General features: G+C 69.9%; 19 protein-coding genes and 1 tRNA gene. 11 read left to right on the top strand and 9 right to left on the bottom strand.

Annotated elements, in window-relative coordinates; genetic code table 11:
• Positions 1–3: 3 nt before the first annotated feature.
• Genes ACZ6WN_RS15830 through ACZ6WN_RS15840 form a run of 3 tightly spaced genes read right to left on the bottom strand, consistent with a single transcriptional unit; the run spans position 4 to position 2,198 of the window.
• The gene (locus tag ACZ6WN_RS15830) at positions 4–1,182 is read right to left on the bottom strand and encodes an aminotransferase class V-fold PLP-dependent enzyme (RefSeq protein WP_465865796.1); all 1,179 of its coding nucleotides are present in this window, start codon (positions 1,180–1,182) and stop codon (positions 4–6) included.
• A gap of 18 nt (positions 1,183–1,200) precedes the next feature.
• A complete protein-coding gene (locus ACZ6WN_RS15835) occupies positions 1,201–1,626 on the bottom strand; it encodes a heavy-metal-associated domain-containing protein (RefSeq protein ID WP_465865798.1) in 426 nt (141 codons plus the stop codon).
• Positions 1,509–2,198: a GAP family protein gene (locus ACZ6WN_RS15840; protein WP_465865800.1), complete on the bottom strand. Its 690-nt coding sequence runs from the start codon at positions 2,196–2,198 to the stop codon at positions 1,509–1,511. The genes ACZ6WN_RS15835 and ACZ6WN_RS15840 overlap by 118 nt, the downstream gene beginning before the upstream one ends.
• A 113-nt stretch (positions 2,199–2,311) precedes the next feature.
• Here ACZ6WN_RS15840 and ACZ6WN_RS15845 point away from each other — a divergent pair, with 113 nt between their 5' ends.
• The 6 genes from ACZ6WN_RS15845 (at position 2,312) to ACZ6WN_RS15870 (ending at position 9,952) form a co-directional block, all read left to right on the top strand.
• On the top strand, positions 2,312–2,752 hold the full coding sequence (locus tag ACZ6WN_RS15845; RefSeq protein ID WP_465865802.1) for a hypothetical protein: 441 nt from the start codon (positions 2,312–2,314) through the stop codon (positions 2,750–2,752).
• A gap of 88 nt (positions 2,753–2,840) precedes the next feature.
• The gene (locus ACZ6WN_RS15850) at positions 2,841–3,941 is read left to right on the top strand and encodes a flavin-containing monooxygenase (protein WP_465865803.1); all 1,101 of its coding nucleotides are present in this window, start codon (positions 2,841–2,843) and stop codon (positions 3,939–3,941) included.
• 32 nt (positions 3,942–3,973) lie between these two features.
• Positions 3,974–5,593, top strand: a complete 1,620-nt coding sequence (locus tag ACZ6WN_RS15855; RefSeq protein ID WP_465865804.1) for a LuxR C-terminal-related transcriptional regulator — start codon at positions 3,974–3,976, stop codon at positions 5,591–5,593.
• Between the two features lie 114 nt (positions 5,594–5,707).
• On the top strand, positions 5,708–6,421 hold the full coding sequence (locus tag ACZ6WN_RS15860) for a hypothetical protein (protein WP_465865806.1): 714 nt from the start codon (positions 5,708–5,710) through the stop codon (positions 6,419–6,421).
• Positions 6,418–7,794, top strand: coding sequence for a glutamate decarboxylase (locus ACZ6WN_RS15865; RefSeq protein ID WP_465865808.1), 1,377 nt, complete (start codon positions 6,418–6,420; stop codon positions 7,792–7,794). The genes ACZ6WN_RS15860 and ACZ6WN_RS15865 overlap by 4 nt, the downstream gene beginning before the upstream one ends.
• Positions 7,795–7,891: 97 nt before the next feature.
• Positions 7,892–9,952: a HelD family protein gene (locus ACZ6WN_RS15870; RefSeq protein ID WP_465865809.1), complete on the top strand. Its 2,061-nt coding sequence runs from the start codon at positions 7,892–7,894 to the stop codon at positions 9,950–9,952.
• A gap of 45 nt (positions 9,953–9,997) precedes the next feature.
• On the opposite strand, the gene ACZ6WN_RS15875 is transcribed toward ACZ6WN_RS15870, so the two are convergent.
• From ACZ6WN_RS15875 to ACZ6WN_RS15885, 3 genes are all read right to left on the bottom strand, one after another.
• Positions 9,998–10,525: an RDD family protein gene (locus ACZ6WN_RS15875; RefSeq protein WP_465865811.1), complete on the bottom strand. Its 528-nt coding sequence runs from the start codon at positions 10,523–10,525 to the stop codon at positions 9,998–10,000.
• A complete protein-coding gene (locus ACZ6WN_RS15880; protein WP_465865812.1) occupies positions 10,522–11,001 on the bottom strand; it encodes a hypothetical protein in 480 nt (159 codons plus the stop codon). The genes ACZ6WN_RS15875 and ACZ6WN_RS15880 overlap by 4 nt, the downstream gene beginning before the upstream one ends.
• Before the next feature lie 150 nt (positions 11,002–11,151).
• A complete protein-coding gene (locus tag ACZ6WN_RS15885; RefSeq protein WP_465865814.1) occupies positions 11,152–13,503 on the bottom strand; it encodes an arylsulfatase in 2,352 nt (783 codons plus the stop codon).
• A gap of 73 nt (positions 13,504–13,576) precedes the next feature.
• Between ACZ6WN_RS15885 and ACZ6WN_RS15890 the strand changes: the two genes are divergently transcribed.
• Complete coding sequence (locus ACZ6WN_RS15890; protein ID WP_465865815.1) at positions 13,577–14,488, top strand: formylglycine-generating enzyme family protein; 912 nt, start codon at positions 13,577–13,579, stop codon at positions 14,486–14,488.
• Positions 14,489–14,615: 127 nt separating this feature from the next.
• On the opposite strand, the gene ACZ6WN_RS15895 is transcribed toward ACZ6WN_RS15890, so the two are convergent.
• Both ACZ6WN_RS15895 and ACZ6WN_RS15900 read right to left on the bottom strand, forming a co-directional pair.
• Positions 14,616–14,689, bottom strand: a tRNA-Pro gene (locus ACZ6WN_RS15895).
• A gap of 61 nt (positions 14,690–14,750) precedes the next feature.
• Positions 14,751–15,488 carry a FadR/GntR family transcriptional regulator gene (locus ACZ6WN_RS15900; protein WP_465865817.1) on the bottom strand — a complete coding sequence of 246 codons (738 nt, stop codon included), beginning with the start codon at positions 15,486–15,488 and terminating at the stop codon, positions 14,751–14,753.
• Positions 15,489–15,584: 96 nt separating this feature from the next.
• Between ACZ6WN_RS15900 and ACZ6WN_RS15905 the strand changes: the two genes are divergently transcribed.
• The 3 genes from ACZ6WN_RS15905 to ACZ6WN_RS15915 all read left to right on the top strand — a co-directional run bounded on the left by ACZ6WN_RS15905 (position 15,585) and on the right by ACZ6WN_RS15915 (position 18,193).
• Complete coding sequence (locus ACZ6WN_RS15905) at positions 15,585–16,130, top strand: gluconokinase (RefSeq protein WP_465865818.1); 546 nt, start codon at positions 15,585–15,587, stop codon at positions 16,128–16,130.
• Complete coding sequence (locus tag ACZ6WN_RS15910) at positions 16,127–17,524, top strand: GntP family permease (RefSeq protein ID WP_465865820.1); 1,398 nt, start codon at positions 16,127–16,129, stop codon at positions 17,522–17,524. The genes ACZ6WN_RS15905 and ACZ6WN_RS15910 overlap by 4 nt, the downstream gene beginning before the upstream one ends.
• A gap of 234 nt (positions 17,525–17,758) precedes the next feature.
• Positions 17,759–18,193: a hypothetical protein gene (locus tag ACZ6WN_RS15915; RefSeq protein WP_465865822.1), complete on the top strand. Its 435-nt coding sequence runs from the start codon at positions 17,759–17,761 to the stop codon at positions 18,191–18,193.
• Positions 18,194–18,239: 46 nt separating this feature from the next.
• Here the strand turns inward: ACZ6WN_RS15915 and ACZ6WN_RS15920 are convergent, their stop codons facing one another.
• The gene (locus ACZ6WN_RS15920) at positions 18,240–18,734 is read right to left on the bottom strand and encodes a VOC family protein (protein WP_465865823.1); all 495 of its coding nucleotides are present in this window, start codon (positions 18,732–18,734) and stop codon (positions 18,240–18,242) included.
• Positions 18,735–18,848: 114 nt separating this feature from the next.
• Between ACZ6WN_RS15920 and ACZ6WN_RS15925 the strand changes: the two genes are divergently transcribed.
• On the top strand, positions 18,849–19,340 hold the full coding sequence (locus tag ACZ6WN_RS15925) for a MarR family winged helix-turn-helix transcriptional regulator (protein WP_465865824.1): 492 nt from the start codon (positions 18,849–18,851) through the stop codon (positions 19,338–19,340).
• The last annotated feature ends 34 nt before the right edge of the window (positions 19,341–19,374 follow it).

Raw genomic sequence — 19,374 nt, forward strand, 5'->3', positions numbered from 1 at the left:
GTGTCAGTCCCTTTCGGCAGCGGCGGCGACGCCCTGCAGGAGTCGGTCGACGTCGTTCTCGTCGTTGTACAGGTGGAAGCTCACCCGGACCGCGTCCTCTCGCGGACCGTCCAGACAGTGGTCGCCCGCGCGTACGTAGACGCCGCGGCGTTCGAGCGCGAAGGCCACGTCCGCGCCCGCCTGGCCGTCGAGGGCGAAGGCGCTGATCCCGCTGTGCGGCGCTCCCGCATCGACCGGTGGCCCGAGGAGGGTGACACCGCCGATCCGGGACGCGCCGTCGGCGAACCGGGCGGCGAGGGTGGCGAGGTGTCCGCCGACGCGGTCGAGGCCGATCGTGTCGAGGAATGCCGTCGCGCTCGCGAGGCCGGCAGCTCCGGCACCGTCGAGGCTGCCCTCCTCGGCGGCGTCGGTGAGCGGGGACACGTGTCGCGCCGGCCCGCTGCGCACGGCCGCCCGGTCGACCGCGATCCGGTGATGCTGATCCCGGCGTACGTAGACCGTGCCGGTGCCGGGAGGCCCGAACATCTTGTGGCCCGAGACGACGGCGAGATCGGCTCTGGACCCGGCCAGGTGCAGGGGCAGACGGCCGGCGCTCTGGGAGCAGTCGAGGCAGACCGAGGCGCCCGGCGGGATCGCCAGCGCGTCGAGGTCGGTCCGGGTGCCGTGGAGGTTGTGGACGCCGGTGGCGACGACGATCTTGGTGCGGTCGCTCGCTGCTCGGGCGAAGTCGTCGGGGTCGATGCGACCCAGCCGGTCGCGGCGGTACGCCACCGCCCGGACGCCCTGGTGCCGCATCCGTTCGGCGAGCCGCAGCCAGGGCCGCACCGTCGAGAGGTGGTCGCCGGGGCAGTAGAGGATGTCCCCTCCGTTCGCGAGCGCCGCGGGACCCCAGCGGTCGGCGAGGAAGGCCATCGCGCCGGTGGCGCCGCGGGTGAAGGCGACCTCGTCGGGGAACGAGGCGCCGAGGAACGCGGCGACGGTGGTGCGGGCCTCCTCGAAGCGGCGCAGCGCGTCCCGCGCCCACGGATGTCCTCCCCTGCCGGGGTTGGCGGCCGGTCCGCGCAGCTCGGCGGTGAGCTGGGCGATGACCGGCTCGGGGCAGGGAGTGCCGGACGCAGCGTCCAGGTAGACGAGATCAGGTTCGGCGGTGAGGGCCGGAAAGTGCTGACGGGAGCCGAGCACAGACGACTCCGCTACCGGTCAGGGTTCGCGGGCGATCGTGAATCCGGCCTTGGCGAGCGTGGATCTGACGACCCTCGGTTCGACAGGTCCCTCGGCGGTGACGCGGGCGCTCGAGACGGCTCCCGGGTTCAGGTCGACCTCGACGCCCTCGACGCCGTCCAGGCCGCCGAGAGCGCTCGTCACGGTCTCGACACAGCGGTGACAGGTCATTCCATCGATGCGCACTTCGAACTGAACCGACATGCAACTGCCCTTCAGTAGGACTTCGCTGGACGCCAAAAATATCATCGAACGAGTGGCCGTGAGGTTGCTTCGTGCCGGTCTGCTCACCCTGTGATCTGGGCGAGCCCGCGCGCGACGAACAGCACGCCGAAGGCGAGGAGCACGACGATCCCGATGACGCGGCTGTGGGCGAGGAGCCAGCTGGTCGCCGACCGGAGCCATCCGCGGCCACGCTCCCCGGCGAGGACGAACACGAGCATCGGGACGACGAAGTCGACCATGCTCGCGGCCAGCAGCAGCACGACACCGCCCACCTGCGCACCGAGACCCACGTCGGCCGTCATGACGATGCCCAGCCCGGAGAACAGGATGGCCACGTTGGGGTTCACCACCGCCAGCAGCAGACCGGCGACGAGCACCAGGCCGACGGAGGGATCACGCAGCCGCACGACCCAGCCGGGCTCCGCCGCCCGGTGGGTCGCCCGCGCTGCGGGACGGCTCGCCGGCGGCCGGAGCCACGACACGGCGCCCAAGGTCAGGAAGACGACGCCGACGACGACGCTCAGCCAGCCGCGGATCGCCGAGGGGTCCTCACTGGCGGTGTCGGCGGCCCGTGCCACCACGACCGCGCTGGCCGACAGCAACCCGTAGACGACCAGGAACGGCGCCGCCAGCGCGGCGACGTTGCGGAACGGGTGCGGGGACCCGAGGAGGAGCAGGCAGGCGATGACGGCGGCCGGGGTGACCGACAGGCCGACCATCTCCGGGGCCAGCTGGCCGGCGAGTTCCCACATTGTGCCAACCTCGCCACCCGCCCGGCAGGCGTCCTCACCCCTTCCGGGGGAAACTCCGCCAGCGGCCCCGGGATCGGCCCGGGCACCGGGATCGATGGCCCTAACCTGTTCCCATGAACCCGTCGGCCGACCTCACCCGACCCGACTCGAGGTTCCAGAACCTGATGTCCCTCCGCGCCGCGACGTACGCCGGTGTGGGTGGCGCCGTGATCACCGTGGTCGTCGCCGGCCAGCCGCAGGTCGGACTCGTCCTCGGGTGCCTCTCGGTGGCGGGCCTCTACGGCGTCTACCCGACGTTCTCGCTCCTGTGGGGCACCCGCACCGAACGACTGACGGAGTGGGCGTTCCTCGCAGCCGCGGTCGTGAGCATCACGCTCGCGGTCGCCGTCTCCGGCCGGTGGCTCGCGCTCGGCTGGGCGCTGCACGGCATCTGGGACCTGCTGCACCATCACGACCGCCACGTCCTCGGGCTCCGCGGCATCCCACCCTGGTACGTCCGCATGTGCTGGGTCTGGGACCTGCTGGCCGCGCTCGGGCTCCTGCTGGTGCTGTGACGTGGGTAGATCGACCCATCGCCCGTCGTAGCCGGATGCGCCGTACGCCCGACGCGGAGCGGCGAGGTGCGGACCTAGCGTCGTGGGCATGGACACCACACACATCGAGACGATCATCATCGGCGCCGGCCAGGCGGGCCTGGCGACCGGTTATCACCTGCGACGTCGAGGCCGCCCGTTCCTCATCCTCGACGCCAACGCGCGGATCGGCGACAACTGGCGGCGCCAGTGGGACACGCTCCGGCTCTACTCACCGGCCAAGTACGACGCCCTGCCGGGGCTCTCGTTCCCGGCGAAGCGATGGTCGTTCCCCGGCAAGGACGACGTCGGCGACTACCTCGAGACGTACGCCCGCACGTTCGAGCTGCCCGTGCGGCTCGGGACCCGGGTCACCGGCCTCGAGCGGGACGGTGACGGCTTCCGCGTGACGACGGACCGGGGCACCTGGACCTGCGACAACGTCGTGGTCGCGACCGGCACCTTCGGCCGTACGCCGAACGTCCCGGCGATCTCCGCCCAGCTGTCACCGTCGATCCTGCAGCTCCACTCCAGCGAGTACCGCCGCCCCGGGCAGCTGCGTGAGGGCGCGGTGCTCGTCGTGGGCGCCAGCCACTCCGGCTGCGACATCGCCTTCGAGGTCGCCGAGTCGAGACCCACGATCCTGGCCGGCCGTGACTGCGGCCAGATCCCGCCGCGCCTGGAGTCGCCGGTGATGCACGTGATCTTCCCGGTGCTGCTCTTCGCGTGGCGCCACGTCCTCACCCGGCGTACGCCGATCGGCCGCAAGGAGATGCCCGAGATCCGGCGCCACGGCGGGCCGATGCTGCGGGTGAAGCGCTCGGACCTGGCCGAGCGTGGCGTCGAGCGGGTCACCTCCCGTGTCGAGGAGGTCCGCGACGGCCTGCCTGTGGTCGACGGCGTGCCGCGTGAGGTCGCCAACGTCGTGTGGGCCACCGGCTTCCGGCAGGCGTTCGGCTGGATCCACCTGCCGGTGCTCGACGAGGACGGCTGGCCGCGGGAGATGCGCGGCGTGGTGCCGGAGGCCGACGGGCTGTTCTTCTGCGGCCTCAGCTTCCAGTACGCCTTCAGCTCCATGCTCCTGGCGGGCGCCGGCCGTGACGCCGCGCTCGTCGCCGACCGGGTCACCACCCGGATGCGGCGGTCCGCACACCACTCGCTGGCCGCCTGATCCGAGTACGCTCGGCGGTGGAGGTGCCTGCCGTGGCCGACGTCCAGCTGACCCACGCTCGGTCCGACTTCGCGCGCGGCGACTGGGCCGCGGCGTACGCCGCCTGGTCGGTCGCCGACCCGGAGACCCTCTCGGCCGAGGAGCTCGAGGACTTCGCCGTCGCCGCCGAGCTGACCGGCCACCACGACGAGACCGTCGCCGCTCTGCAACGCGCCTTCCGCCGGAGCCAGGAGGCCCCTGACCTCGGTCGCTCGGTCCGCTGCGCGTTCCGGATCACGATGACCGCCTACGTCCACGGCGAGGGCGCGCTGGCCCGCGGCTGGACAGCGCGGGCCGAGAGCCTGGTCGCCGACGTCGAGGACGGCGTCGAGCTCGGCTGGGTCGACTTCCTGCGGCTGTTCCGCGCGCTGGAGGCAGGCGACCTCGCCACGGCCGGCGACCGTGCCGACGCGGTGACCGATCGCGGCCGGCGCCACGGCGAACCCGACCTCACCGCGCTGGGGCTCAGCGCCCAGGGGCGGATGGCGCTCTATTCCGGCCGGATCGCCGAGGGACTCGCCCTGCTCGAGGAGGCGATGGTCCGGGTGATCGCGGGCGAGCTCTCCCCCGTCGTGGCCGGGCACGTCTACTGCACCGCGATCGAGGGCTGCCAGGAGATCAGCGACTTCGGCCGGGTGGCGGAGTGGACCGCTGCCCTCGAACGCTGGTGCTCGGCCCAGCCGGGGCTGTTGGCCTTCACCGGCCAGTGCGCGGTCCACCGTGGCCAGCTGCTGCGGCTGCACGGCGAGTGGCAGCAGGCTCTGGAGGAGTTCGAGCACGCGACCCGCCGCTACCAGGAGGTGCACGCACCGGACGCGGCCGGGCTGGCGGCGTACGAGGCGGGCGAGGTGCTCCGGCTGCGCGGCGAGTACGCCGAGGCCGACGCCGCCTACGAGCGCGCGGCCGACCGCGGGTTCGACCCGCAGCCCGGCCTCGCGCTGCTCTGGTCGGCGCGCGGACAGGGCGGGGCGGCGCTGGCCGCGGTCGACCGGCTGCTGGCGGAGACGGAGGGCCCCGTGCAGCGGTGCCGGCTCCTGCCTGCGGCCACCGAGGTGCTGCTCGCCGCCGGCGAGGTCGACCGGGCCCGCGACGTCGCGGCCGACCTCGACCAGCTTGCCGGACACGTCGGCTGCGTCTGGCTCGAGGCCGCCGCCGCGCACGCGCACGGCGCGGTCGAGCTGGCCACCGGCGACGCCGCCGGTGCCCTCCCCTACCTGCGCAAGGCCCAGCAGCTGTGGGCCCGGGCCGAGGCCGCGTACGAGCGCGGCTGCGCCCGGCTGCTGACCGGGCGCGCCCTGGCGGGCGTGGGCGACACCGAGTCGTCCCGTCGCGAGCTCGAGGCCGCACGTACGCTCTTCCGCCAGATCGGCGCCCGCCCGGCCGCCGACGAGGCCGACCGCCTCCTGGCTCCCTCCCTGCCCGGCGGTCTCACCGCCCGGGAGGCCGAGGTCCTCCGCCTGGTCGCCTCCGGCCGCAGCAACGCCCAGATCGCCGCCGATCTGGTCCTCAGCGAGAAGACCGTCGCCCGTCATCTCTCCAACATCTTCACCAAGCTCGACGTCCGCTCGCGCACCGCCGCCACGGCCTTCGCCTTCGAGCACGGCGTCGTCTGAGCCACCAGCGTCTCCCGCCGGCCGATGCGGTGGATCTCGTCCGAAGCGGATGAGGGCACCCCGACCCGGCTCGCCGAGGATGAGGGTGCCTAGGGACAGGAGGGGTGCGATGGCATGGCAGTGAACCGACAGCCGTCCGCGCCCACGGACCGCGCACCGACGCGTCCGTCGACCCGGCTCAACCTCGTCGCCGCCGTCGCCTTCGTTCTCGGTGGCTCGTTGTTCGCGCTGGGGGCGGCTCTGGCTCAGCTCGGCGCGGCCCCGGTGCGCACCGTCAACGTCACCTACCTGGTCGGAGGCTGCTTCTTCACACTGGGCGGCTACGTCTCGATCCTCCTCGCCGACCACGCCGACCACACCGACACCGATGAGCGGACGCACGGCTGGGGCTCCCGGCTGCACCGGCGCGGCTGGCTGAGCGCGTTCGTGCTGTTCGCGGGAACGCTGTTCTTCGCCGTCAGCCTGGTGGCGGCCTTCGCCGCGGGACTGACTCCGCGTCAGTCCGACGGATGGATCTGGCTCCCCGACATCACCGGGTGCGTCTGCTTCCTGGTCTCCGGTCACCTGGCGATGCTCGAGGTGGGCGCGGGGCACGTACGAGTGCTGACCCATCTGGTCGGCTGGTGGGTGGTCGCGGTCAATCAGCTCGGGTCGGTCCTCTTCTTCCTCGCCGGCCTCGCTGCCTTCGTCCGCCCGGCGACCTCGAGCGCGATCGATTCCGGGCTCGTGAACTGGGGGACGTTCGCCGGAGCGGTGTGCTTCGCGGTCGGCGGCGTCATCCAGGCATTCGACACACCCACGACGACAAGAACGGTGGTTCAGCCATGACACGACTCAGCGCGGCCGATGCCGAAAGGCTCTACGGCAACAGGTTCCTGACCGAGGCGGCCCCTTCGACCGCCTTCCCCGAGAGCGGGATGCGCCCGCTCGACGCGATGCGCCTGATCGGCGAGGACCTGGTCATGGAAGGTGACCCACAACGCAACCTCGCGACGTTCGTGACCACGTGGATGGAGCCGGAGGCGCAGCGGATCATCGCCGAGAACCTGCACCGCAACTTCATCGACCACGCGGAGTACCCGATCTCCGCCGAGATCGAGCAGCGCTGCGTACGGATGCTCGCAGACCTCTACCACGCCCCCGGCGAGACGACCGGCTGTCGCACGCAGGGCTCGTCGGAGGCGATCATGCTCGGCGCCCTGTCCCTGAAGTGGAAGTGGAAGCAGCGCCGGGAGGCCGCGAACGCCTCCGTGGACCGGCCCAACCTGGTGTTCGGCGGCGACGTCCACGTCGTGTGGGAGAAGTTCTGCCGCTACTTCGACGTCGAGCCGCGGATCGTCCCGCTCGAGGAGAACCGGTTCACCATCGGCCCGGAGGTCGTGGCGCCACATCTCGACGAGAACACCATCGGGGTCGTCGGTGTGCTGGGCACGACGTTCACGGGCCACATGGACGACATCGTCGGGATCAACCAGCTGCTGCTCGACGTCAAGAAGGACAAGGGTCTGGACATCCCGCTGCACGTGGACGCGGCCAGCGGTGGCTTCGTGTGGCCGTTCCTCTACCCCGACTCCTCCTGGGACTTCCGCCTCGAGCAGGTCCGCTCGATCAACGTCTCCGGCCACAAGTACGGCCTGGTCTACCCCGGCATCGGCTGGCTGGTGTTCCGGGAGAAGGCCGACCTCGCCGAGGAGCTGGTGTTCTACGAGAACTACCTCGGCAAGACCGACGCGACCTTCACCCTGAACTTCTCGACCGGTGCGGCGATGGTGCTGGCGCAGTACTACAACTTCGTCCGGCTGGGCCGCGACGGCTACACGTACGTGATGAAGCAGATGCAGCAGAACGCCCAGGCCCTGGCGAAGAACCTGCGCGACAGCGGCCGGTTCGAGGTGATCGGCGACGACCTCGAACAGCTCCCGCTCGTGGCGTTCCGACTGGCCGGCGACCGCACGACCTACGACGAGTCCGACATCGCCTGGCAGCTCTCCGCCGAGCGCGGGTGGATGGTGCCGGCGTACACGCTGCCGCCCAACGCGGAGAACGTGAAGATCATGCGCGCGCTGGTCAAGGAGACGATGAGCCGCGAGCAGGTCGAGCGCCTCACCCGCGACCTCGCCGACGCCTGCGCCACCCTGGACGAGAAGGGCGGCACCCATCCCTCCGAGCGGGAGCAGGTCAAGCGAGGAACCGGTTACTGAACCCGGGTCAGAGGCCACGGATCGGGCGAAAGATCAACGTTGTCTTTACCCGGACTGCCACCCATAGTTGACGTCCGGCAACGGAAGGTGGGGGCACGTGGGTGAACAGTTCGGCAGGGTCGGTCAGGTCGGCGAGGAGCAGCGGTCGGTCGACGCGATGCACACGCTTCTCGAGGCTGAGGTGAGGATCAGGCGCGCAGCGCAGGAGCGGGCGATCGCGACGCCCGTCGACGGGCCTGCCGAGCGATATGCCCGGGATCTCGAGGTCGCCCAGCTGACCGAGAGCGTCCGGCAGCTGCGTGCGGCGGAGCACGCGCTGTGCTTCGGGCGGATCGATCGTTCCGCCGGCGGAGAGCCCCTGCACATCGGCCGGATCGGACTGCGCTCGGCGGCCGGTGAACCGCTGCTCATCGACTGGCGGGCCGAGGCCGCGCGACCGTTCTACGCCGCGACGATGGCCGCCCCGATGGGTGTGCGCAGGCGTCGACACCTGCGCCTCGACGGGCGCCGGGTCATCGACGTCAACGACGAGATCCTCGACGGTACGCCGCCGACTGCCGGCGACGTCGTGGGCGACAGCCCGCTCGTCGCCGCGCTGAGCACGGCCAGGACCGGGCGGATGCACGAGGCGGCGGCGACACTTCAGGCCGAGCAGGACGAGATCGTACGGTCTCCCCATCGCGGGGTCATGGTCGTCGACGGCGGCCCGGGCACCGGCAAGACCATCGTCGCGCTGCACCGCGCGGCGTACGTGCTGTACGCGTTCCCGGCGATCGCGGACCGGGGTGTGCTCGTCTTCGGACCGAACCAGCGCTTCCTCACCTACATCTCCGAGGTGCTCCCCTCGCTCGGCGAGAACGACGTGAAGCTGGCGACCATGCGGGATCTGGTGGGCATCGGGGCGACACGGGGCGAGCCGGACCACATCGCGCGGATCAAGGGACGCTCGGCGCTCGCCGGCGGCCTCTCGCGCCTGGTGCGCAACCATCAGCCCCATGGCGTACCGCTGGAGCTGAAGACCACCCACGACATGGTGCGGCTCGATCCGGCAGTCGTCGACGCCGCTCGACGCCAGGCCCTGCTGGACGACGTCGGCCACAACCGCGCCCGCGAGCTCTTCACCGAGTACGTCGTCGATGACCTGGTCAACGAGCTGGAACGGCGCACCACGAAGGAGATGTCCGACTTCGAGGACGAGCTCGAGGCGCTCCTGGGCATCGACCTGGACAGGTTCGCGGGGCTCCAGCCCGACGGGAGCGAGGCGGCCGGAGACGACCTGGACATCGACTGGGACAGCATCCGCGAGGATCTTCTCGAGGACCCGAGCATCGATCGAGCCATCGCTCAGGTCTGGCCCCGGCTCGACGCTGAGGACCTCGTCCGCGAGCTCTTGAACAGCCGTAACGTACTCGCCGCCGTTCTTCCCGATGTCGCGGCAGACGACCTCGCGCTCCTCGGCGCCGACCGCCTCGACCGGTGGAGCAGCGCGGATCTGGCCCTCCTGGACGAGGCGCGCGCCCTCGTCGACGGCGCCCCGGAGCCGAGCTACGGACACATCGTCGTCGACGAGGCCCAGCAGCTCTCCGAGATGGAGTGGCGGGCCCTGATGCGCCGCTGTCCTAGCCGATCGATGACCGTCGTCGGCGATCTCGCGCAAGCGGGCCCGTCGACCACCCTCCGGTCGTGGGAGGAGGCCCTGGAGCCGTACGTCGACGACCGGTTCGCTCACCACCGACTGTCCGTCAACTACCGCACGACGACGGAGATCCTGCTCGCCACCGAGCCGCTGCTGGCCGAGATCGCCCCCGACCAGCAGCTCTCCAGGTCCATCCGGCACGGAGATCAGCCGCGCATCCTCGACGTGACCGAGGAGAGCCTCTCTTCCGCGCTGAGCACCCTGATCACCGAGATCGCCGCCGAGCACCCGGACGAGCTGATCGGCGTCATCGCCACCACCGAGCGTTCCATCGCGATGGAGGCCGATGCGCCTGGCGCCGGCACGACCATCGTCGCCGCACCCGAGGCTCGTGGGCTGGAGTTCGACACCGTGGTCATCGTCGACCCCGCAGGCATCCGAGCCGCCGGCGACGCCGGCCCGCGAGACCTGTACGTCGCCCAGACCCGAGCGACGAAACGCCTCGTCAGCCTGGAGCTATGACCGCATCGGACGACCGGTCGCGGTTCCCTGCCCCCGTCGGCGTCGTCAGGGCTGCGGAGAGTCCGACTGGGCGCGGTTGAGGAAGTCCGAGAGTGGTCCCGGCATCTCCGCGCTCCGGTCACCCCAGTCATAGACAACACAGGTCTTGGCGATCAAGTCGTGGAGAGCACGGTGTTCACGCTGCACCACGATCAGGAGCAGGCCGATCCCGAAGAACATCACGCTGAGGGGAAACACCAGCGTCCTGACGAAGACGGTACGCACCCCCGGTGCGGTGCCGTCGGAGCGTACGACGCGCAGTCCCGCCAGCCCCTTCCCGATCGTCCGGCCGGTGATGGCGAGGCTGATGAAGACATAGGAGAAGGCCCAGATCGCGAAGGCAGCGAATCCGAGGAGCGAGGAGCGGTCGTCGGTGAGCGACATGGACGTGAACGTCACGAGCAGGAAGCCGAACCCGGCGACCCCAAGCGTGTAGAGGCCGGCGATGAGAAGGCCGTCGATGGCAGCAGCCGCCGCCCTGCTGATCGCTCCCGCATAGTGTCCGGACACCGAGCGGCGCACCCGGCGGGTCATCGCCCTGCCTTTCCCGGGCCGGGCAACTCTCCTCGGGCCGCGACCAGGCTGAGCGGCCCTTCCAGTCGGTCATCCTCGCTCCGTCGCAGCAGCCGGTCCACGATCCGGTCGACGATGACGTCGAGCCCCACCAGCTGTCGCCGGGCGACGTCGAGAGCGGATCCAGCCATCGAGTAGGTGCTCTCCGCAACGATGTCGGGGATGCCGGAGCGGCGTACGAGCGCCTCGACGTCCACGTTCCTCAGCAGGGTGTCGAGGTCTACCTCAGCGAGGAGCGCGTTGAGATCGACCCGCGCGAGCAACGCATCCATGTCGACCCGCGCCAGGAGCGCGTCGAGGTCCACCCGGCTGAGCAGCGCGTTGATGTCGACGTGTTCCAGGACGATATCGGGGTCGACGGTGTCGACGACCCTTTCCGTCACCGCGCCGGCGACCCGCCCGAGGAGCCTCTTGCCGCTCTGCCGACTCTCGGTCATGACGTCGCCGGCTCGGACACGCGTGCGCGCAAGATTCGCATCCTGGGTTCCGTCTCCTCCGGCCGTGGATCAGTTGGAAGGCTAGAGCCGTCTGATCTGTCTCTCATCACCCTGGACGGGTGATTCAGCGGCCCCGCAGTGGCCATGACGTCAGTCCATCTTGGTCGCCAGCTTGAGCCGGTCCATGCCGGAGGGCTCCTCGAAGTCGCCGAAGTCGAAGGTGACCGAGTCGATGGTGCCGGTGAACGGGAACTGCCCGCGGTCCTGGTAGTCCGGGCAGACCGGCGAGCGGCTGTCCAAGCCGACGTCGAAGCACTCGGTGCCCGTACGCAGCGGGATCTGCCGCTCGACCCTGGTCCGGGCGACCTGCGCGCCGTCGATGAACAGCGTCACCGACGCCGGCACTCCGGGCTTCGGCTCGTCCGGCTCGAAGTCGAACACGACCGTGTGGTCCCCGGGCGGGAGGGCCTCCGGCGAGATCGCGTCGTAGCGCTGCAGGCCGAAGTAGTTGTAGTGGTAGCGGATCTTGCCCTCCCAGGCGAAGAGCGCGAACCCGCCGGCGTCGCCACCGAGCGCGAAGATGACGCCTTCGGCGCCACCGTCAGGGACGGTGATCTTGGCAGTGACCTGCATGGGCACGCCGATGAACTTCGGCCCGGAGCCCTCGGGCTGTCGCACCATGCCCGCGTAGAGGGTGACCTTCTTGCGTCCGTAGTAGTAACTGGGCCGCAGGGTCACGTCGAGACGCTCGGCGAAGCGGTCGTCGAGGGGCAGGATGTTGTACCTGGCCGCCTCGGCCAGGAACATGTCCTGCAGCTCCTTGACCTTCTTCGGGTGCTGGTCGGCGAGGTCGACGGCCTCGCTGAAGTCGTCGCGGATGTTGTAGAGCTCCCAGACGTCGTCGTCCCAGGAGAACGTCCCGGACGTCTCCCAGGGCAGTCGGCCGTGACGTACGCACGCGATCCAGCCGTCGTGGTACATCGCCCGGTTGCCCATCATCTCGAAGTACTGCGTCTCGTGCCGTCCCGGTGCGTCGGCCTCGGCGAACGTGTAGGCGAAGCTCGTGCCCTCGATCGGACGCTGGGCGACGCCGTTGACCTCGACCGGCTCACGGATGCCGATGACCTCCAGGAGCGTCGGCATCACGTCGATCACGTGGTGGAACTGGGAGCGGACCTCGCCACGTGCGGCGATCCGCTCGGGCCACGACACGATCATGCTGTTGCGGGTCCCGCCGAAGTGGGAGGCGATCTGCTTGGTCCACTGGAACGGCGTGTCGCCGGCGTGCGCCCAGCCGGCGGCGTAGTGCGGCGAGGTGCCGGGCATGCCCCAGGTGTCCAGGAAGCCCAGCGCCTCCTCCATCGTGGGCTGCTGGCCGTTGAGGCTCATGATCTCGTTGGGGGTGCCGACGAGCGAGCCCTCCCCGGAAGAGCCGTTGTCGCCGAGGATGTAGATCACGATGGTGTTCTCGAGCTCCCCCAGCTCCTCGTACGCGTCGAGGACTCGGCCGACCTCGTAGTCGGTGTGCTCGAGGAAGTCGGCGAAGTTCTCGGCCTGCCGGCTGAACAACGCCTGGTGCTCGGCCGGCTGACTGTCCCACGAGGGAATCTCGTCCGGACGCTCGGTGAGCCGCGTGCCCTCGGGGATGATGCCCATCCGGAGCTGGTTCTCGTGGACCTGGACCCGGTATTCGTCCCAGCCCATGTCGAAGCGACCCGCGTTGCGACCGCGCCAGTCCAGCGGTGGTTGGTGCGGGGCATGAGCGGCACCGGTCGAGAAGTAGGTGAGCACCGGACGATCCGGCGCGATCGTCTTCTGCTCCCGCAGCCACGCGATGCAGTCGTCCGCAAGGTCCCGCTGCAGCTGGTAGCCCTCCTCGGGGCGCTGCGGTGCTTCGACGGCGGTGGTGTTGCGGATCAGCGACGGATAGAACTGGTCTGTCTCGCCGGAGATGAAGCCATAGAAGTAGTCGAAGCCCTGACCGATCGGCCAGTTGCCGAACGGCCCGGCCGGGCTCGTCTGGTTGTCGGGGACATTGTGGTTCTTGCCCCACCAGCCACACATGTACCCGGCCTGCTTCAACAGCTCGCTGACCGTCGCACAGCTCTTCGGGATGATGCCCGAGTAGCCCGGGTAGCCGGTGGCCATCTCCTGGATCACCCCGGCGGCCACGGAGTGGTGGTTACGCCCGGTGAGCATGGCAGCCCTGGTCGGGGCACACAGCGCCGTCGTATGGAACTGGTTGTAGAACAGACCCTGAGCGTGGACCCGTTCGGCCGTCGGCATCCGCACCAGGCCGCCGTTGACGCTCGGCCAGCCGAACCCGACATCATCGAGCAGCACCAGGAGAATGTTCGGAGCGCCCTCAGGGGCCTCCTTCGTCGGCGGGAAGTCCGGCTCGGAGTCCGCGGCGTACGTCGTGATCCGCGCGTTCGGGAACCTCCACTCCGGCTCGGGGAGGTGAGTGCGGTCCTGGTGGATCTGGAACTCATCAGCTGCCATGCGCCGAGCCTGTCCCGGGCGCCTTCCCACTCGGCTCACCCACTCCGGGTGAACCCGGCTATAGGCTGCGAACGTGACGACGGCGCGGGAGATGGTGCGGATCGCCGCGGGAACCTTCCGGATGGGGTCGGAGGAGTTCTACCCCGATGAAAGGCCGGTGCACGCCCGCACCGTCGACGCCTTCTGGGTCGATCGCTATCAGGTGACGAACGCGCAGTACGCGGACTTCGTCGAGGACACCGGTTACGTGACGGTCGCAGAGCGAGAGCTCGACCCGGCGGAGTTCCCGGGTGCCGACCCTGCGGATCTCGTCTCCGGCGCACTGGTCTTCACCCCGACCGCTGGTCCGGTCGACCTGCGAGACTGGCGGAGCTGGTGGCGGTGGACACCTGGGGCTTCGTGGCGGTCTCCCCTGGGGCCGGGCTCGTCGATCGACGATCGGATGCAGCAACCGGTCGTGCACGTCGCCTACGAGGACGCGGTGACGTACGCCGAGTGGGCCGGCCTGCGGCTGCCCACCGAGGCCGAGTTCGAGTTCGCGGCACGCGGCGGCGTCGACGGCACACGATTCGCGTGGGGCGAGGAACCGTATCCAGGCGACGTGCCGCAGGCGAACACCTGGCTCGGGCACTTTCCCTACGACAACCGCGGCGTCGGCGGCACCGCGCCGGTCGGGTCGTACCCCGCCAACGGCTACGGGGTGTTCGACCTGATCGGCAACGTCTGGGAGTGGACCAGCGACTACTACACCTTCGGTCACCTCGACCCGTCCCAGACGCCGGTCGATCCCGGCGAACGAAGGAACCTCCTGGCCACCGCCAGTGCAGAGGAGAGCTTCCCCCGGATGCCGCGTCGGGTGCTGAAGGGTGGGTCCTTCCTGTGCTCCCCCGAGTACTGCCTGCGGTTCCGTCCAGCGGCCCGCTCACCTCAGGCGGAGGACACCGGTATGTCGCACGTCGGGTTCCGCTGCGCGCGCGACGACTGAGGCGACCACGGGGAGAGCACATCGCTGCTCGAGATCCGGCAACGCCCCCGGAAATGCCCAGGCCCTCCTCATACAGAAGAACCGGCCCCGGCTCAGCGTCTCCGCTGGCCGGGGCCGGTTCTTTCGGTCGGGCTGACAGGATTTGAACCTGCGGCCCCTTGACCCCCAGTCAAGTGCGCTACCAAGCTGCGCCACAGCCCGAAACTGCGAGTGGATGACTCCCCTCGAAGCGCTCCGAACATTACCGCACGCCGTCGCGCGCTCACCAATCGGTATCCCCGTCCGGCGGGTCGTCGGCGGAGGCGAGGGCTTCGGCGGCTTCGTCGATGATGGCGCGCATGGCTTCTTCGGCTCCCGCCGGGTCGCCGCGGCGCACCGCGAGCGCGACCTTCTCGTGCAGCTCGATGGCGGTCGGGTTGGGCGTGTCGGGCATCAGGTGGTGATGCGTACGTCCGGCGAGGAGCTCGGCGACGAGGTCTCCGAAGGCGGCGAGCATGTCGTTGCCGCAGGCGTTGAGCAGGACGCGATGGAAGGTCGTGTCGGCCTCGAGGTAGGCCTCCAGGTCACCGGCGGCGGCGTGGACGACCATGTCGGCCACGGCTCGGGCGAGCTCGCCGTGGTCTTCAGGCTTGGCACGCTCGGCAGCGAGCCTGGCCGCGATCGGCTCGAACCCGCGTCGCAGCTCGGAGAGCGAGAGCAGCTGCTCGCGCCGGCCTTCGCCGTCGAGCCGCCAGCGGATGACGAGCGGGTCGAAGACGTTCCACTCCTGCCGCGGGAGGACGGTGATGCCCACACGTCGCCGGGTCGTGACCAGGCCCATCGCCTGGAGAACCCGTACGGCCTCGCGGGCGACCGGGCGCGAGACGTCGTACGTCGCCTGGATCCCCTCGAGCGTGAGGACGGTCCCCGGCGGCAGCTCGTCGGCGACGATCTTGCGTCCGAGCTCGTCCCGGACGCTCTGGTGCAGGCGATGTGCGGCATCGCCACGGGAAGTCGTCACTGCGGCATCGTCGCATATTCAGGGTCAACCGCAATCAGAATCCGTTAGATCGACCCGGCTTGCCAAACGGATGCCTTTTGATGCACCCTGTGACGCGTGACACAGAACCCTCTCCTCGTCGTCATGGGAGTCTCCGGCTCCGGCAAGTCGACCGTCGGCGCGGCCATCGCCCAGCGCCTGGGGCTCCCCTTCGCCGACGCCGACGACTTCCACCCGCCGGAGAACATCGCGAAGATGGCCGCCGGCCGTCCGCTCGACGATCACGACCGGCAGCCCTGGCTGGAGACGCTCGGCGGCTGGCTGGCCGAGCACCAGAGCACCGGCGCCGTGCTGAGCTGCTCGGCGCTCAAGCGCAGCTACCGCGACCTGCTCCACCGTCGTGCGCGCGGCCTTCGGCTCCTCCACCTCAGCGGCACCCCGGAGGTGGTCGAGGCACGCCTCGCCGCCCGCGCAGGCCACTTCATGCCGCCGTCGCTGCTGCGCTCGCAGTTCGCGACCCTCGAGCCCCTCGCTCCCGACGAGCAGGGCACGACCATCGACATCGGCCAGGACATCGATGCGATCGTCGAGCGGTACCTCACCACCGAGCACCTCACCACCGCGAACCTCACCCCCAACCTGATCTCCAAGGAGACGGCATGATCCTCCTCGCCGCGCCAGAGCCGGTCGCACCGGTCGCCTCCGGCGGCGTACTCCTCGCCGCCGCACTGGCCTCGATCGCCCTGATCGTCGTCCTCATCACCTACGTGAAGCTGCACCCCTTCCTCGCGCTCCTGCTCGGCGGGATCGCGGTCGGTGTGCTGGCGGGACGCAACGTGATGGACGTGATCACCTCCTTCGGCGAAGGGTTCGGCGCGACCGCCACCAGCGTCGGCCTGCTGATCGCGCTGGGCGCGATGTTCGCCAAGCTCCTCGCCGACTCCGGCGGTGCCGACCAGATCGTCGACACGATCGTGGGCAGGTCCTCGGTGCGTACGCTGCCGTGGGCGATGGCGCTCGTGGGCGCGATCATCGGCCTGCCGATGTTCTTCGAGATCGGCCTGGTGCTGCTGATGCCGGTCATCTACCTGGTCGCCCGTCGCGCCCAGGTCTCGCTGATCACCGTCGGTATCCCCACCCTCGCGGGCCTCTCCGCGATGCACGGCCTGGTGCCGCCGCACCCGGGTCCGCTGGCCGCGATCGGCGCGCTCGGGGCCGACCTCGGCACGACGCTCGCGCTCGGCGTGCTGGTCGCCATCCCGGTCATCGTCGTCAGCGGACCGCTGTTCGGCCGGCTCGCGGGACGCTGGGTCGTCGTCGACGCCCCGCACACCTACGACACCACCCCGGTGGGCGGCCCGGGAGCTGCCACAGCCACCGACATCCGCCGCCCGTCCTTCGGCGTCACCCTGTTCAGCGTCCTGCTGCCGCTCGTGCTGATGCTCGCCAAGGCGATCGTCGACATCGTCATCAACGACCCCGAGAACCAGGTCCAGCAGATCTTCGACGTGATCGGCTACCCGCTCGTCGCGCTGACCATCGCGGTCCTCGTCGCCATGTTCACGCTCGGCCGCGGGTCCGGGATGGACCGCCGCCAGATCTCCAAGACGGTCGAGATGTCGCTGCCGCCGATCGCGGGCATCGTGCTCATCGTCGCCGCCGGTGGCGGGTTCAAGCAGTCGCTGATCGACACCGGCATCGGCACCCAGCTCGCCGACTGGGCCCAGGGCTCCGGGGTGTCCGCGATCGTCCTGGCCTGGGTGCTGGCGGTGCTCATCCGCCTCGCCACCGGCTCCGCGACCGTCGCCACGATCACCGCGTCGTCGCTGGTGGTCGACCTGGTCGCCAACATGCCCACCGCCGAGGTCTCGCTCGTCGTGCTCGCGGTCGGCGCCGGCTCGGTCTTCTTCTCCCACGTCAACGACGCCGGGTTCTGGCTGGTCAAGGAGTACTTCGGCCTCGACGTCGGCCAGACGATCAAGTCCTGGTCGCTGATGGAGACCGTGCTGTCGGTCTCCGGCCTGGTGTTCGTGCTGGCGCTGAGCCTGGTGATCTGACCCCCACCCTCGGCAAACTGTCGGTGCTTTCCGACACAATCACTCCTGACACATGGATCACACCCACCACAGGAGCTCACCGTGTCGGATACCCCTTCCCCATCCAACACAGCCCCATCCAACACAGCCCCGTCCGACCCCACCCCCAAGCTCGACCCGATCTCACGCAAGGGCACCCCGGCCCACCGCACGAAGTCGAAGCGTGAGGGCGCCGGGCGGCGCCAAGGGATGCCGGTGCAGGCGATCAGCCTCTCCGTGCCGGCATCCCTGGCGGCGCAGTGGAAGACCTACAGCCAGGAGGTCCCGCGCTCGCTGGTCGACGTCATGCTCGACGCCGTCGCGGCGACCCGACCCCGGCTCCCCGTCCTCCTGCGTGCCCACCAGGCCGCGCTGCGCGAGAAGACCAGGCCCGTCTCCGACGGCACCTTCCTGCGCACCGTCCCGCAGCCGAAACGGCTCGAGGACCCGTACGTCACGATGCCCCTGCGCCTGCTGGCGACGAACGTCGACGTGCTCGATGCCATGGTCCACGAGATGGCCGCGGAGTCCCGCTCGCAGCTGGTCGTGGTGGCGCTGACCGCGTGGCTGGCCGACCGGCGGGCCGAGGAGCAGGTCTACGCCGAGCAGCTCGAACTCGAGGTGCCCGAGGACCCGTTCGACCGTCCCTGAGCGCGGCCGGGACGGGGTCGACGCCCCTCCCGGCCGAACCTAGGTGTCAGAGCACCTTGGTGCCGTACATCTCCCCCAGCGGGTCGGCGAGGAGCTCGAGCCGCTCGCCGTCGGGACCCCGGAAGTAGATCGACGACTTGGACTCGACCAGGTAGTCGATCCCGGCGTCGTCGAGCTTGGCGCGCAGGTAGTCCCACTTCTCCGTGGTCACCGAGATCGCGATGTGGTGCAGCCCGCCGAGCACCTCGGCGTACTCCCCCAGGTCGAGCCCGGGCAGGGTGAAGAAGGCCAGCAGGTTGCCCGCCCCGACGTCGAAGAAGAAGTGGTCGGAGCCGGCGTAGTCGCGGTTCTCGAAGATCTCGGTCAGCGGGAACTCCAGGAGCCCCTGGTAGAAGTCGATCGACCTGCGTACGTCCGAGGAGAGCAGCGCGGCGTGATGGATGCCGCGGGCCGTGCTGGCGGGGCGGACGCCCTCCTCGCAGAGGTACTCCTTCTTGATCCGCTCACGGTCCTTCGTGATGAAGTCCATGTCGATGCTCATCGTGCTCTCCTCATGCCAAGACGTCTCAGACCCAGTCTAGTTTCTGCGTCAACAGTTGCTGCTGGTGGGCGCCGGTGCTGAAAGCACAAGCTACGACTCGGTAAGGTGTACCTCATGGATGAGGTCAAGTGGCTCAGCAACGACGAGCAGGTCGCGTGGCGTGCCTGGCTCGCCGTCAACGCACAGCTCACCTCGCGGATGAACCGCGACCTCCAGGCCAAGAACGGTCTCTCCCTCGCCGACTACGACGTCCTGGTCAACCTGACCGACGTCCCCGACCGCTCGCTGCGGATGTACGAGCTCGGCGACAAGCTCCAGTGGGAGAAGAGCCGGCTCTCACGCCAGGTGATGCGGATGGCCGCGCGCGGGCTCGTCGAGCGTCGCGAGTGCCTCGATGACCGGCGTGGCGCCTTCGTCGACCTGACCCCGGCGGGGCTCGAGGCCATCGAGGCCGCCGCTCCCGAGCACGTGAAGCTGATCCGGCACGTCATGTTCGACGCCTTCACCCCCGAGGAGGTGGCCACCCTGACCAAGCTGTACGAGGGTGTGCTGGAGCGCCTCGAGGTCAAGGTCCCCTCGGTGGCCGCGGACGGCTCTGCCGCCTGAACCCTTCCCGAAGACGTACGTCGGGCCCGCAGGT

It is taken from the genome of Nocardioides sp. NPDC054178 (genome assembly GCF_055585005.1).